Here is a 14,627-nt window from a genome sequence, read left to right as displayed (position 1 = left end):
ACCTTATAGAAAAATTGAAATCCTTGAGAGAAAAACAATCAATTTTTAAAAATCCTGACGATGCAGAATTTTTAAAAATAACGGACTAAATATATTTAACTATTCGCAAATTAGCTGTAATAGACCTGTCTTTTCTTGGAAAACCGATCCAGCTGTTTCAAGAAGCCTTCAAAATAATCTTTCTGTTTTTCTTCTGTGCGATAGCCGGCGTATAAAGTTCGACGTAAGCCTTCAGGCGCCACACAGTCTAAACGGCGTGATGTCACCCAGCCTTTCTGCTCATATTCATTGACCACCCAATCAGGTAATGCACCAATCCCGCGACCACTTGCCACCAACTGAATCAGCATTTGAGTCAAGTCGGTGGTGCGAATGGCTTTTGGTAGAATATTAGCGGGAATAAACAAGCGCGACATAATGTCCAAACGGTGTTTATCCACCGGATAAGTCACTAGCGTTTCTTCAGCAAGTTCCTGAACAGTAATCTCTTTCGCACGTACCAGTGGATGGGTATTGGATAAAACCAAGCGTGATTCATATTCAAAAATCGGAAAATATTCAATGCCTTTAAGCGCAATCGGATCAGCCGTAATCAGCAGATCAAACTCTCCAGTTTGCAATAATTCATGCGGATTCGATTCAAAACCTGAAGCAAAGTCCAGATCTACATCCGGATATTGCATCCGGTATTGATTGAGTAGCGGCATTAGCCAGTCAAAACAGCTATGACATTCAGAAGAAAAAACAATTCGCCCGGTCTGGCCATGCACAATACGGCTGATATCACTCTGTGCAATTTGAACTTGCGGTAATATTTCATCTGCCAGGTTTAGCAACCGTTCTCCAACATTAGAAAAGCTCACAGGGCGACTACGCCGATTGACTACTTCAACCCCGAACCATTGGTCGAGTTCACGTAGCTGATGTGACAAGGCCGATGGTGTTAAACATAAATCACTTGCGGCTGCAACCAGGGAGCCATGCTCCCGCAGAGCAGTCAGGGTTCTTAAATGGCGGAGTTCTATCATGGAAAATACCGGAAATTCAAAAGACGGATGACACTTGATCTGTCTTAAGCATAACCCATTTCTCTTATTCTATTTAGTTTTTCTCATTTTAAAACCAGAATAATGAGATATATTCACCTATTGGATTAATAGGTTTAAATTTCTATTCCCTCAATTTTTATTAATTTAGTTTTCTTGGTTAACTTAAACATCATTAAAATAACCCATTAAATATCGTTTAAACTTACAGCAGCAACAAGATCGAAAACTAACTCAAGTATAAAAGTTACAGAATAATTTTGCTGCACTCATACAATAAAAATTAGAAAGTATTTTAGAGGATGAAAGACTATGTCGAATCCAATCGATCGAAATGATGAAGAACTCACTGAAGAACAACTTGATCCTCAAGAAAAACAGGATCGTGAGATCCAGCGAGGTCAATTAGGCCTTCATGATCCACAGAGACAACGTGATCAGCTGCGTCAGGAAAGACAGGATGAGGAACAAATTCAGTAATTTTCCCTGAGATGCAAAATAAAAAACTCCCCATTCTTAAAATAGATGGGGAGTTTTTTTTCAGTATTAAAAAGTTATGGACTAGTTTTTCGCATCACCACATCTTATACATCTGATCTAATCTGAACAGCTCACCTTCTTGGATGAGTGCTATTTTACTATTTCGTTTCTGTAGAGGCTTTTGCTTGTAGGGACTGCGCTTGTATTTCTGCCGTTTTTTTCTTGGCCTGAATTTGTGCCGCTATTTCCTGATTTTTCTCAGCAAAACGCAAGCCACCATCTCCGGCGAGACTGGTTTGGCTCATCACCATGCTGCTGCTCAAGATTAAAATCAGCTTAAAAAATTGAATTTTCATGTCTCATCTGCCTTTTTATTCTAATGGTATTAAAAATAAGCAATTATTATTCCAATGTTTTTATGCTTACTTAGATTTTAACTGCACTTTCTATTTTATAGGGATAATCTTCGAAAAAACAGAGTCAATCATCGTAAAAATAGAAAAATCTGCAATAAGAATAAATAGATATTTTGACTACATCTCAGCTCAAATCACATCTGATTTTTTACTTCAGTCAAAAAAAATCGTTCAACAGCTGATTTGGATTATTTTCATTGGCTAAAATATACTGCAAACACCCAGAGCAATAACAAAAAAAGAATCGCTGTGCAGCATTTCCAGAAAGTGACTGGATGCTTTTCAAGCATAGGGCGTGAAACTGATTTTTTAAATTTGATATCTGGGTGTTTCAGATCATATATAAAGGCTGAAAGTGCTTCATAGCGCTGCTCCGGGCGAATGGAAAGCGCTTTTTTAAAGATTGCGTCCAAGCCATGTGGCAGATCCGGTCGATACTCATAGAGAGGATGATATCGAACCTGCTTTAAGGCCTTTTCGGTCTTGCAGCGCGCGAGGTCCGTCCCATAAGGCAACTGTCGGGTTAATAAATAATAACTCATCACCGCCAGCGAGAACTGATCTGATTTTACTGAGGGTGAGCGTCCAATAAAATACTCAGGTGCCATAAAGGCCAAGGTTCCCAAAGGAACATCTGCGTGTTTGGGATTCAGTTCAACCAGACCTCTGACCGCAGTCGATCCATAATCAATCAGTTTCACTTTCAAGGTATCGGCTGGTTCGAGCAGCATGACATTTTCTGGTCGTACATCCTGGTGCAGCATTTCAAGACGGTGCATGGCATTCAATGCTTTGGCCACCTGCTCAATGATCGGAAGCAACTGCTGTAAAGTTAAAGCAGTTTTATGACGGTGCAGCCATCGGTTTAGGCTTTCCCCTTGTAAATATTCATAACTTTGAAATAAAAACTTCTTGCTGCCCTTATGTGGATAGCATTGCAGCAGATTTTCATGTTTTAAGCGTTTCGATACCCAGTCTTCCAGCTGAAATTGTTCCATCGCTTGCAGGTCATCCTGCACATCGACAGACAAGGTTTTAATAACCAGCTGATTTTGTGTTGCTTCATCATGCGCCAAATAGAGGCTGCTGCGATGATTTTGGTGCAGGATTTTATCAATTCGATAACCTTCAAACAGGTCGCCATGACTCAGCTGTTGCGGAAATAAAACATGGCTCTTGATATGAAAGGATTCCTCATCAGGCAACTGTTCCACTTTAATGATTTGAATGGTGAGATTATCATCACTACCCCGCTTTAAGGCCAGTTCGACTATAGACTTGGCAATGATATCCAGATGTTGTTGCTGTTGCAGCATCTCCGATATGAGCTGCATATCAATAAACTCATAGACACCATCTGTCATCAAGATAAATAAATCATCTTCACATAATTCAAGCTGCTGATAATCGACATCGATACGATGGTCGGCACCCAGTGCACGACTTAAATAATGTTCTGTTGATGACAGGAAAACCCGGTGATCAGCCGTCAACTGTTCAATGGCTTGTGCCTGAATGCGATAAATCCGGCTATCGCCTGTATGAAAAATATGCGCCCTGTTTTGTTTCAAAATCAGTGCACTAAAGGTGCAAACATAACCCTGATCCTTATCAAAACGCCCGCGGCTCTGCTGGGTTTGTGCATAGAGCCAGGAATTGGTCGCACGAATGACCCGTGCCGCTGAAGTTTGGGTACTCCATGCATCCGAAGTCGAATAATAATCCGATAGAAAACTGCTGACCGCAGTTTCTGCTGCAATATGACTGACATTGCTGCTGCTGATCCCGTCTGCAATTGCACAGGCAATTCCCTTACTGCTAAGCGCGTGGCCTTCAGGAATATAGACCCCGTGAAAATCCTGATTCTGTGCTTTGATTCCAGCAGAAGAATATTGCCCAATGCTGATCTTTAATTTTTTATTCATTTTAAATACTCAAAAAGGGATCGAATCGATCCCTTTAATCTCAAGACATAAATCATCATGCTTAGATTAGAATTCTTTTTTAGCGCCAGTACGTACATGCGTGGTATAGAGCGCCAGACCTGTCAGTGCCAGACCGCCCACCAGATTCCCCAGTGCAACCGGTAACTCATTCCACAAGAAATAGTCTGTAATCGAGAAATCACCGCCCATCATCATGGCAAATGGGAACAGGAACATATTCACGACTGAATGTTCAAAACCCATGGCAAAGAACAGCATGATCGGCATCCACATTGCGATGAATTTGCCGCTGACCGTGGTTGACATCATGGCACCAATTACACCGAGTGATACCATCCAGTTACACAGCATGCCGCGGATAAAAATCGTCATCCAGCCAGCAAAACCATATTCGGCATAGCCCAAAGTCCGGTCTTCACCAATATGAGCAATTTTCACCCCGACCGCATTCGGTTCTGCGGCGAAACCCATGGTATAGACTGCGGCCATCAACACTGCCACGGTCAAACATCCGGCAAAGTTACCTAAAAAAACCAATCCCCAGTTTTTTAAAATACGTGCCCACGTTACCCCAGGACGTTTATCTAACCAGGCCAAAGGGGTCAGTACAAATACCCCGGTCAGCAGATCATAGCCCAATAGATACAACATGCAGAAACCGACTGGAAATAGCAGCGCACCGATCAGTGGCACCCCTGTTTGTACCGCAATCGTCACGGCAAATACTGCCGCCAATGCCAGAATTGCGCCTGCCATAAACGCACGAATTAAAACATCACGCGTTGCCATATGAAGTTTTGCCTCACCGGCATCGACCACTTTTTTTGCAAACTCTGCAGGAGCAAGATAAGCCATATTTTTATCCCCTTTATATAAATTACTTGCCTGTTTGCAAATAAAAAACGCCTAAGGTCTATTTCAACCCTAGGCGTCTTTGCCTTGCATTATTCAAACAGATCAGTTGTGTCATGGCGCCGTTGCCATATTTAAAATAGATTAAAGCAAATAGTATGCCATTTATTTTAAATAACTAGGGTCTGTTGACATTTCATAATGGTAGCCAAATAAAGATACAAGCTAAGGCAACAGAATTTTCATAGCTTTGCTTTAGCTTGTCATAGCGTGTGGCAATTCCTCTAAATTGCTTTAATCTAGCAAAGGCATTCTCAATTAAGTGCCTGATTTTATAAAAATACCAATCCACATGATCATTATTTGAAAGCGTATTGGATTTCTTGGGAATATTAGCTTGAGTCCCCGTTTTTTCTATCTGTTCTCTCAAGGATTCAGAGTCATACCCCTTATCGGCACAGAGAATTTCTGTCTCATTCAGGTCTATGCTATTAATTAATTTCGGTGCCACTTTTACATCATGGGTCGTACCATCCTCTATCAAAAACTGAACAGGGTTCCCATGAGAATCAACTGCCAAATGAATTTTAGAACTGTTTCCACCGATACTTTTTGAAATAGCCTGATCCTTGATTCCTGTAGCATGCTGATGAGCCCTCACATGGCTAGCATCAATAAACACCCACTCTAGATCAGCATCAGATGAAATTAACTTAAATATTTTTAATAACTTATTGTCTTTCGACCACCGGGAAAATTTCTTGAATATGGAGTTTGGCTTTCCGAAGGCAGCAGGTAAATCCCGCCACGGGCAGCCTGTACGGATTCTATAAAGAATAGCTTCAATAAAATTTCGAAGATTTTGTTTGAGATAAATACGAAAATTACGGAAAATGTTTTCTAACTTAGACCAGTGTTGATCAGTCAACATTGTACGAGGCATAGCGAGGAGTAGATTTGGTTTGGCGATTAAATTCTACTTTTTCGCTATTTTTTTTGCACAGTAAATGTCAACAGACCCTAATTAAATCATATAAATTATTTTAAAAATTTAATCCTTATACTTATATTGGCACAATCTCTGCATTATCTATAGCGGTCATTTTTTTAATATAGCTATTGGAGAAGATTATGATTAGCCATCGTCAACAAGTGACAGACATGATTATTTCAGCGAAAGTTTTAAAGTCTATCAAATGGGCAGATGTCGCTGAAGCTATAGGCCTTTCTAAAGAATGGGTGACTGCTGCATGTTTAGGTCAGATGGCTTTTAATAAAGAACAGGCTGAAAAAATTGGTGAAATATTTGGGTTGACTGACGAAGCCATTGCCTGGCTGCAAATCGTACCCTATAAAGGTTCTCTGCCAACTAGCGTGCCGACAGATCCACTGATTTATCGCTGGTATGAGGTCGTCAGTGTCTATGGTATGACTATTAAAGAACTGATCCATGAAGAATTTGGTGATGGAATTATGAGTGCAATTGATTTCAATATGGATATTCAACGTGAGAATAATCCAAACGGAGATCGGGTGAACGTCGTATTATCCGGAAAGTTTTTACCTTATAAAACTTATTAATCCCCACTATAAGAATAAAAGCCATTATTAAAATGGCTTTTATTTTATCTGCACTTATTAAATTCATTTATTTTTTAAAATCGCTATTAAAATATATATAATTTTTTCATCTCAAGTTAAACATATAAACTATAAATGATTTTATTTTTATTCGATGAATTCAATCATTCTGTACTTTTTAAATAATATTTTGCTATCCTGAATATATAGCTCATCATTTTATTATTGCGTTAGCAAAAACAACAAAAAGGATATTGCTATCCTTTTTGTTCATTCATTTTAAATCGGGAATGTAGTATTATTGCTGTGCTTCCGCCAGATGACGTTCAGTCACGGCCTGTTCATATAAACGCTGTTCTTTTTCTTTATGCTCGACAGAGAAGCGGATCATCAACACACAACTTGCAGCAATCACCACCAAGCCACCCAGTACCATCAAAGTGGTTTGAATATCCAGCATCCCTTTTAACAGGAACCCCGCAGCCACCGCGCCGACATTGCCACCTGCTCCAATAATACCAGCCACACCCCCCAAGGCATCACGGTCGATAAAGGGTACCAGTGCATAGGTAGCGCCACATGCCATATGAGTAAACAAGGCAAAGATGGTCATCGCCATGATCGCCAAGGTCGCGCTGTTCATTTGCGAAAATAGAATAAGAAACAGACCTTCCAGCATGATCAAGGCAAACAGGACTTTGGTTCGACCATCCAGACCTTTTTGAATCGCGACTTTGTCTGAAACAATACCTCCCAAGGCACGGGCAAACAATGCCAGTAAACCAAAAATCCCGGCTGCCATGCCTGCTTCTTTTAAGCCAAACTGGAAATTGTCGACAAAGTACAAGGCAATAATATTATGGATAAAAATTTCAATACCAAAACAGGCTGCGTAAGCCCCAAATAGAATCCAGACACGGTAGTTACGTGCGGCATGCATCAGAATGGCAAGACCACCTTTTTTATCGCTACCGACAGAAATACCTTGCGCACGAAGTTCTTTAAAATTGCCTTGTGGACAGTCCTGGGTGAATTTCCAGTACAGCACACCGACAATGATCATCAGAATACCCGGCACCAGAAGCGCAATTCTCCATCCCATTGCCTGTTCTACACCGAACATGACCAAAGCAGCCAACATTAAAGGCATCAGGGCTTGAGTCGCACCGCCACCGGCATTACCCCAGCCTGCTGTAGTCGCATTTGCCGTTCCCACCACATTTGGCGCAAACATGATGCTGGTATGATATTGGGTGATCACGAAGCTGGCACCGATGGCGCCAATCAATAAACGGAAAAACAAGAAAGATTCATAGCTGTTGGCCGATGCCACACCAAACACCGGAATACTGCCAATAATCAGTAAGGCGGTATAGGTTTTACGCGGACCGTATTTATCACACAACGGCCCCACGATCAGACGCACCAGAATGGTAATGGCGACTGCGGCAATATTGATATTGGCGATCTGCTCTTTGGTCAGGCTGAATTCACCGGCAATGACAGGCATTAACGGTGCACAGGCAAACCACGCAAAGAAACAGACAAAAAAAGCGAGCCAACTCATATGGAAGGCCCGCATCGCTGAAGTACTGAAGTTAAGTAGACTTATTTTTGTTGCTTTATTGAGACTTGTATTTGAAGACATAGCCATTTCCTTACCAGAACTGAACGTATTTAAGTCACTGTGATGCACTAGGCATGTCAGTAACGATCAGAACGGACGTCATTGGCCGTCATACAAATGTAGAGTCTTCTTTGACTTTAAGCAGATATATGCATAGGTCATGCCAGATTATTTTTAAAATAAAATAAGATATTGTTTTAAATAAAATAATTTATATTCAAGCTCTTAAATTAGATGTTTCTTTTTTCAAAATAGAGAAAAAATAGATATCTTCTGAGGCATTATTAGAAAAATAGTTAAACAATGACCTGCTCGGAGTCATTGCTGGTTTAAATCGGTGCAGTGCTGGATCAAATAATTTTTCCCTTTTCAAAATGCAGCAGCTGCGCCTGCAAATACGCCACTTCATCTACATGATGAGTCACATAAATCATGGGTAAATCTGTTTGATTAATCACAATTTTCAGAAAGGGTAAAATCTGGTTTTTCAGCTTTTGATCCAGTCCATTTAAAGGTTCATCCAAAAGTAATAGATCGGGAGAAGATAAAAGTGCACGTCCGATAGAAACGCGCTGTGCCTGTCCACCAGAAAGCTGACGCGCCCGATGCCGAAGCAGTGGCTTTAATTCAAGTAGTTCCACAATGTCCTCAAACATAAATTTCTGCTGACCTTTATTTTTTATATTTAGCTGTTCTGCATAGTTTAAATTCTGCATGACATTCAGATGCGGAAACAGTAAGGCTTGCTGAAAAATCAGGGCAATTTTTCTTTGATGAACAGGAATATTCAGTTTCTGCTGATGATCAAATAATATTTTTTGCTGGAAATGAATAAAGCCTTGTGATGGTTTTAATAGTCCTGCAATATTTTTTAAAAAGGTGCTTTTCCCACTTCCCGAGGCTCCCACAATACCAATTAACTGCGTCTGCATATCCAGATTGGCCTGTAGCTGGAAATTTGCATAATTAAACTGAAAATCACACTTCAGCATATTAAGCCCCCAATTTACGTTGATATTTCTGCATGATCCAGTAATTTGCAATCAAGGCTGAAAAAGCCAGAATCAGAGATAAAATGACCAGACGCATGGCCATGCTTTCTCCATCAGGCTGTTGTAACAGGCTATAAATGGCGATAGGAATCGTGCGGGTTTCCTCGGGAATATTACCGACAAAGGTAATCGTGGCGCCAAACTCTCCCAGACTGCGACTGAAGCATAAAATGCTGCCGATTAAAATTCCTGGCAAAGTCAGAGGCAGGCTAATGCTACAAAATACCCGCCATGGTGCGGCGCCCAGAGATCCTGCCACCTGTTCTAATTGCCGGTTGATCATTTGAAAAGACAAGCGAATTGGTTGAACCATTAAAGGAAATGCCACAATCATGGCAGCGAGTACCGCACCTTTCCAGTTAAATATCAGCTGAATTCCCCATGCATGCAGATATTGTCCCAGTATCCCCTGATGACCAAATAGCAGGAGCAGAAGATAACCCAATACTACCGGCGGTAGCACCATGGGCATCTGCAATATAGCCTCTACGAGAAATTTGGCCCTGAATTCATAACGTGCCAGTAGCCATGCCACGGCGATAGCAAATGGCAGGCACACCGCTGTGGCAAAGCCCGCCACTTTGGCTGAAAGCATCAAGGCACTCAATTCTTCTGGTGTGAGCATCATTAGTTATGGAGCCTTGAACTTAAAACCATATTTCTGGAAAATCTGTCTGGCCTGTGCGCTCGTCTGGATAAATTCAGAAAACTGGACTGCTGCCTGATTTTTCTGGCCTTGCCGGGTTAAAGCAATCGGATACACAATCGGACGATGTGTACTGGCTGGAAACACCCCCGAAATTTTAACTTTTTTACTCATCAAGGCATCAGTTCTATATACAATGCCGACCTGACATTCGCCACGTTCTACAAAAGCCAAGGTTGAACGAACGCTATCCGTACCGACTATTCTACCCCGAAGCGGATTTAACCAGCCCAGCCGGGTTAAGCTTTCCTGGGCATATTTCCCGGCAGGCACCGATTCCATTTGTCCGGTACATAAATAACCCAGAAAGGCCTTAGCAAAATTAAAGTCGGCTGACATTTTAAAATGATTTTTTTGCTGAATAGGACTAATCAATACCAGTTCATTCAAGAGCAAAGGTCGAATCTGACCGATCTGAATTTTTTGTTTTTTAAGTAAATCATGCATCCATTCAAGATCTGCAGAAAAAAAGATATCACTCTCAGCTCCAGCTGAAATCTGTCTGGCCAATACAGAAGATGCTCCAAAAACAGGAATAATCCGAATATTGCGATATTGCTGCTGATATAGTTTGGAAATATCAGTGATTGCATTGGTCAGGCTTGCTGCAGCATATATTTTTACTGTCTCAGCATGCAGCATGGGGCTAGTCAACAGTATGCCGGTGAGTAGAACTTTGAATAAATCCATCTTTCTCATTCTGCTTGGTTTGAATATTGAAAATTGATGCAGACACATCAAATCAACAAACCCTGTACCACTTGCCCGGCCTGGATTTCTGTTCTTGCCGGAATACGGACCAGACAGTTGGCCTGCATCAGATTACTCAACATATGCGACTGTTGTTTTGCCAGGCTCTTGAGCTTTAAAGTGCCCTGATCAAATTCGGCAGCCATTCTTAAGAATCGTTCGCGTGCATCCGCTTTCAAATCATGCGTCATCACCGCACTGAGCCATGCAGGCGACTCCTTTTGCCCTTGTAAGGCATTCAGTAAAGTTGCCGTATAGATTTGCATCCCGACATAAACGGCAGCCGGATTCCCCGGCAAACCCAGAAGGTAACAGCAATTTTTATCGCCTCGTTGATACTTGGCAAATAACATCGGTTTTCCGGGCTTCTGCTTCACTTTCCAGAAAATCTGCTCAAAACCTTGATCTAGGGCAACCGGGCGAATAAAATCATAATCGCCCACTGACACTCCGCCGGTGGTCAAGATGACATCGTATTGGTTTTTAAGACGATGCATTAATGCTTGCAACTCAGACTCATGATCTGAAACATGCAGAATATCTACGTTGTGACCCTGTAACTGAAACCAGGCCTGAATCAGTGGTCCATTGGCATCAAAGATTTTTCCGCAATTCAGCTCCTCAATGCTGGAAACCACTTCATCTCCAGTAATCACGACAGCAATTTTAGGATAACGATAGACTAAAACCTGCTTCACGCCTGCCATACTTAAAGCTGCAATTGCACCTACATGCAGTTTTTGTCCTACATCTGCCAGACGCTGTCCTTGTGCGATTTCCTCGCCTGCATCACGTATATCCGTATGAGGCTTTAGGTCTGTTGTAATAATGATTTGATTGGCATGGCATTTGACAATTTCCTGACGGGCGACCGTTGTAGTTCCTGCTGGAATCCTGGCACCGGTAAAAATCCGGACCGCCTGACCTGGCCGCAGTTCAATTTCAGTACTTTGCCCTGCCCGAATCTCTCCAATGAGTTCAAAAGTGCTGTGAGCACTAACATTTTCTGGACTGCAAAGCGCATAGCCATCTACAGCACTTTGTGAAAACAGCGGCAATGGTATGGCCGAATCAATCGCCTCTGCCAGATAGCGATTCAGAGCCCGAGCAAGCGGCAGGCTTTCAGCTACCAAGATATGCGTCTGCTCAAGTAACATCTGCAGTGCCTGATCAACAGAAATCAGTCCGGGTTCAGCACCGCAGGCTGAATGTGATAGTGCCTGATTCATTGATAGCCCCCCGCATGTGGGATATTTTTTTGCACATCAAACAAGTGCACCAAAGCCGGAAGTACCGCGATCAGAGATTCTTTCGCACCCTGACGACTTCCCGGTAGGGTCATCACCAGACTGTTCTCAATATAGCCAGCCACGCCACGACTTAATGCTGCATAAGGGGTACGTTTTTGCCCAAAACTACGTGAAGCTTCCATTAAACCGGGAATTTCCCGTTGCAGCAAAGGTTGTAGGGTTTCGACGGTCAGGTCTTTAGGACCTAAGCCAGTACCGCCCACAGTTAGAATCAGCGGATACTGATTTTTCTGCTGTTCAATCAGGGTCAAGAGCTGTTCTGGGCTATCGGGAATAACCTGATAACTAATAGAATCAAAATTGGCTTCTTTTAAAATTTCCATTACGTTTTGTCCGGCAGTGTCCGGCTTTTTGCCTGCTGCAACCGTATCGGACAGCACAATAACCGAAGCGGACAGACTCTCTTTAAGTACGCGGGTAAAATGTGATTTTCCGCCTTTTTTCTGCTGCAACCTGCATTGATCCAGCGACAAATCTTCCGGTTCACAATGCGGCTTCAGCATGTCATACAAGGTCAGACCTGCCAGACTGACCGCTGTCAAAGCTTCCATTTCCACACCAGTTGGTCCAATGGTTTCAACAGTAGCAATAATTTCGACATGTGCATCACACAGTTCATATTCCACATCGGCACGATAAATCGGTAATGGATGGCACAATGGAATCAGCTCATCGGTCCGTTTGGCACCTAGAATGCCGGCAATGCGTGCTGTTTTCAGGGCATCACCTTTTTCAGTATTGCCATTACGTAGCAGCTCAATGCAATGTGGCGGTGCATGCAGGATTCCAGTGGCAATTGCTGTACGGTAACTTTCTGCTTTCATCCCTACATTTTTCATGATTCATCCCAGGCTAATTTTTAAAATCTGTTTTAAAGTGATTCATCTTATGCATCCTCATTGGACGCATTTAATTAGATGGTGATTGGCAAGCGTGTTCTGCTACATGGTGATGGTGACAATGCGCTTCTTCTGCATGATGAGAGTGATTAGTTTCAGGTCCATGATCTTTTCGAATACAACAGCCTTCCACATACTGGCTGCTACCATCCAGATAAAACTCTTCTTTCCAGACCGGAACCTCATGCTTCACCCGTTCCACAGCTTCCTCACAGGCAGCGAAGGCCTCACGACGATGGGCCGCATAAGCCATAGCAATAATGGCTGTTTCCCCAACCTCCAGCTCACCAATACGGTGCACTACCCGTACATAAGACACCTGGTATTTGATCTGGATCTGCTGTTCAATTTCACGAATCATTTTTTCAGCCACAGGCGCATAGGCGGTATATTTCAGGGCACGCACAGCTTTCCCCTGATGATGGTTACGTACTGTTCCGACAAAGATGCCGATTCCACCACATTCCGGAAAATGCTGGATACCATCAAAATCCTCCAGACTAAAAGCAGTCTGCTGGATTCGGGCAAATTGTTTTAGTGACTTGAGTTGCATCTCAGCCTCCTGCTACCGGCGATAACAGCACCAGCGTACTGTCACGATTTAAAACATTCTGTCTGGAAATAATGTCTTCACCGATTGCACAGGCACAACGTTCCAGCATGGGCTGTATATCGGGATAGAGGGATAGCAACTGGTTCAGGACTTCAGAAACATGAATTTCAGACTCGCATTGCAAATTTAAATCTGCGGGAATTTGTCGTTCAATCGCACCGAAGGCTTCTATTTTGATATGAATTAATTTTTGCTGAGTGAGTGACATATTTACCCTCCAATGCTGTGCATGCTGATTTTTCGGATCGGCTTTTGTATTGGTGATTGCTGGATCGCATGGAAGCCGGCCTCTTTATGCCAGATGTAAGCGTGGAGCTTGTGCTGAAATGTCTGTGTGGCGAAATGATCCAGCGCCAGTTGTTCGATATCTGCCTTAAGGTTCAGGCCTTGTCTGGCAAATAAACAGTTATAAAATTCACCTTGGGCATTGAGGCGCAGACGGTCACAATCACTGCAAAATGAATGGGTAATGGTGGAAATAATCCCCAAAGGCTGCCCATTGACCAAATAGCCACGGGCTGGATTGGCGCCTTGTCCTTGAGATACCTGGACATCAAATTCAGTTTTCAGTTGATCCAGGATATCCTGCTCACTGATGACATCAGACGGATTCCATTTCTGATCGCCATCGAGGGGCATAAACTCAATAAAACGCAGTTCTATAGCCTGATGCTGTGCCCATTTCACCAAAGGAATAATCTGATTGTCATTGATGCCTTTGATGAGCACACTATTGATCTTGACGGTCAAACCTGCCTGCTGTGCGGCAGAAATACCTTGAAGTACAGGCTGTAACTGTTTTTGGGTCAGTTGCTGAAACTGCTTTGGATCAAGACTGTCTAGACTGATATTCAGATCGTCCAGTCCTGCCTGTTTAAGCGCTTGAGCATAATCTTTTAAATAATGGCCATTACTGGTCATGGAAATACGTTTCAGGCCAATTGCTTTCAATGTCTGTAAGCAGGCAATAAAATGAACAATACCCTGACGCATCAACGGTTCGCCCCCCGTCACGCGGATCTGCTCAATCCCGTGTCGCACCATAAACTCGCAAAAAGCATACAGGGCTTCAAAACTGAGCAATTCTTTTTTATTTATCCATTGCGGATGTTCAGGCATGCAATAGCTGCATTTAAAATTACAGCGGTCAGTCACCGAGATCCGCAACTTACGTTTCTGGCGTCCAAACTGATCCTGAAAGATACTGCGAGGTGCTAAAGCTGTCATGCTGTTCATTGCTGCGGTCCATGATGAGATCTGCACGGTTATTTAACAGTCTTGAGTTACTGCCCTATTTCTTCACAATGAATGAGCAAAAAGTGTTCCAACTTTGCACAAATTTATGTTTA

At 42.6% G+C, this 14,627-nt stretch carries 17 protein-coding genes; 3 read left to right on the top strand and 14 right to left on the bottom strand.

Annotation, left to right across the window (positions count from 1 at the left end):
* Window positions 1-110: 110 nt before the first annotated feature.
* On the bottom strand, window positions 111-1,028 hold the full coding sequence (locus FTU95_RS06060) for a LysR family transcriptional regulator (protein ID WP_005096924.1): 918 nt from the start codon (window positions 1,026-1,028) through the stop codon (window positions 111-113).
* Between the two features lie 330 nt (window positions 1,029-1,358).
* Between FTU95_RS06060 and FTU95_RS06055 the strand changes: the two genes are divergently transcribed.
* The gene (locus tag FTU95_RS06055) at window positions 1,359-1,526 is read left to right on the top strand and encodes a hypothetical protein (protein ID WP_004280333.1); all 168 of its coding nucleotides are present in this window, start codon (window positions 1,359-1,361) and stop codon (window positions 1,524-1,526) included.
* Between the two features lie 158 nt (window positions 1,527-1,684).
* Here FTU95_RS06055 and FTU95_RS06050 read toward each other — a convergent pair whose 3' ends face one another.
* Complete coding sequence (locus FTU95_RS06050; protein WP_004646985.1) at window positions 1,685-1,882, bottom strand: hypothetical protein; 198 nt, start codon at window positions 1,880-1,882, stop codon at window positions 1,685-1,687.
* Here FTU95_RS06050 and FTU95_RS06045 point away from each other — a divergent pair.
* On the top strand, window positions 1,881-2,147 hold the full coding sequence (locus FTU95_RS06045) for a hypothetical protein (RefSeq protein ID WP_180077864.1): 267 nt from the start codon (window positions 1,881-1,883) through the stop codon (window positions 2,145-2,147). The two genes, FTU95_RS06050 and FTU95_RS06045, sit on opposite strands and share 2 nt — an antisense overlap.
* Here FTU95_RS06045 and FTU95_RS06040 read toward each other — a convergent pair.
* The 3 genes from FTU95_RS06040 to FTU95_RS06030 form a co-directional block, all read right to left on the bottom strand.
* The gene (locus tag FTU95_RS06040) at window positions 2,137-3,867 is read right to left on the bottom strand and encodes a bifunctional protein-serine/threonine kinase/phosphatase (protein WP_180077862.1); all 1,731 of its coding nucleotides are present in this window, start codon (window positions 3,865-3,867) and stop codon (window positions 2,137-2,139) included. The genes FTU95_RS06045 and FTU95_RS06040 overlap by 11 nt on opposite strands.
* A 66-nt stretch (window positions 3,868-3,933) precedes the next feature.
* On the bottom strand, window positions 3,934-4,743 hold the full coding sequence (locus tag FTU95_RS06035) for a formate/nitrite transporter family protein (RefSeq protein ID WP_180077860.1): 810 nt from the start codon (window positions 4,741-4,743) through the stop codon (window positions 3,934-3,936).
* A gap of 193 nt (window positions 4,744-4,936) precedes the next feature.
* On the bottom strand, window positions 4,937-5,683 hold the full coding sequence (locus tag FTU95_RS06030) for an IS5 family transposase (protein ID WP_180077858.1): 747 nt from the start codon (window positions 5,681-5,683) through the stop codon (window positions 4,937-4,939).
* A 188-nt stretch (window positions 5,684-5,871) separates the two neighbouring features.
* Here FTU95_RS06030 and cynS point away from each other — a divergent pair, with 188 nt between their 5' ends.
* Window positions 5,872-6,321, top strand: a complete 450-nt coding sequence (gene cynS, locus FTU95_RS06025; protein ID WP_180077856.1) for a cyanase — start codon at window positions 5,872-5,874, stop codon at window positions 6,319-6,321.
* A 298-nt stretch (window positions 6,322-6,619) separates the two neighbouring features.
* Here cynS and FTU95_RS06020 read toward each other — a convergent pair whose 3' ends face one another.
* The 9 genes from FTU95_RS06020 to moaA all read right to left on the bottom strand — a co-directional run bounded on the left by FTU95_RS06020 (window position 6,620) and on the right by moaA (window position 14,514).
* Window positions 6,620-7,969, bottom strand: coding sequence for an MFS transporter (locus FTU95_RS06020; protein ID WP_180077854.1), 1,350 nt, complete (start codon window positions 7,967-7,969; stop codon window positions 6,620-6,622).
* Between the two features lie 329 nt (window positions 7,970-8,298).
* On the bottom strand, window positions 8,299-8,940 hold the full coding sequence (locus tag FTU95_RS06015; RefSeq protein WP_180077852.1) for an ATP-binding cassette domain-containing protein: 642 nt from the start codon (window positions 8,938-8,940) through the stop codon (window positions 8,299-8,301).
* A 1-nt stretch (window position 8,941) separates the two neighbouring features.
* Window positions 8,942-9,625, bottom strand: a complete 684-nt coding sequence (modB, locus tag FTU95_RS06010) for a molybdate ABC transporter permease subunit (protein WP_180077910.1) — start codon at window positions 9,623-9,625, stop codon at window positions 8,942-8,944.
* A gap of 6 nt (window positions 9,626-9,631) precedes the next feature.
* Window positions 9,632-10,396, bottom strand: a complete 765-nt coding sequence (gene modA / locus FTU95_RS06005; protein ID WP_180077850.1) for a molybdate ABC transporter substrate-binding protein — start codon at window positions 10,394-10,396, stop codon at window positions 9,632-9,634.
* A gap of 47 nt (window positions 10,397-10,443) precedes the next feature.
* The gene (locus FTU95_RS06000) at window positions 10,444-11,685 is read right to left on the bottom strand and encodes a molybdopterin molybdotransferase MoeA (protein ID WP_180077848.1); all 1,242 of its coding nucleotides are present in this window, start codon (window positions 11,683-11,685) and stop codon (window positions 10,444-10,446) included.
* Window positions 11,682-12,605 carry a bifunctional molybdenum cofactor biosynthesis protein MoaC/MoaB gene (moaCB, locus tag FTU95_RS05995; RefSeq protein WP_004646996.1) on the bottom strand — a complete coding sequence of 308 codons (924 nt, stop codon included), beginning with the start codon at window positions 12,603-12,605 and terminating at the stop codon, window positions 11,682-11,684. The genes FTU95_RS06000 and moaCB overlap by 4 nt, the downstream gene beginning before the upstream one ends.
* Window positions 12,606-12,675: 70 nt before the next feature.
* Entirely contained in the window at window positions 12,676-13,218 is a 543-nt protein-coding gene (locus tag FTU95_RS05990) for a molybdenum cofactor biosynthesis protein MoaE (protein ID WP_004646997.1), read from the bottom strand.
* Between the two features lies 1 nt (window position 13,219).
* Complete coding sequence (locus FTU95_RS05985; protein WP_004280351.1) at window positions 13,220-13,486, bottom strand: MoaD/ThiS family protein; 267 nt, start codon at window positions 13,484-13,486, stop codon at window positions 13,220-13,222.
* Between the two features lie 2 nt (window positions 13,487-13,488).
* Window positions 13,489-14,514, bottom strand: a complete 1,026-nt coding sequence (moaA, locus tag FTU95_RS05980; RefSeq protein WP_005096933.1) for a GTP 3',8-cyclase MoaA — start codon at window positions 14,512-14,514, stop codon at window positions 13,489-13,491.
* Window positions 14,515-14,627 lie beyond the last annotated feature (113 nt).

The sequence above is a fragment of the Acinetobacter sp. YH12208 genome, from assembly GCF_013418055.1.
Taxonomy (GTDB): Bacteria; Pseudomonadota; Gammaproteobacteria; order Pseudomonadales; family Moraxellaceae; genus Acinetobacter; species Acinetobacter pseudolwoffii.
Note: the sequence above shows the minus strand (reverse complement) of the source record. Positions and strands in the feature narration are given on the sequence as shown.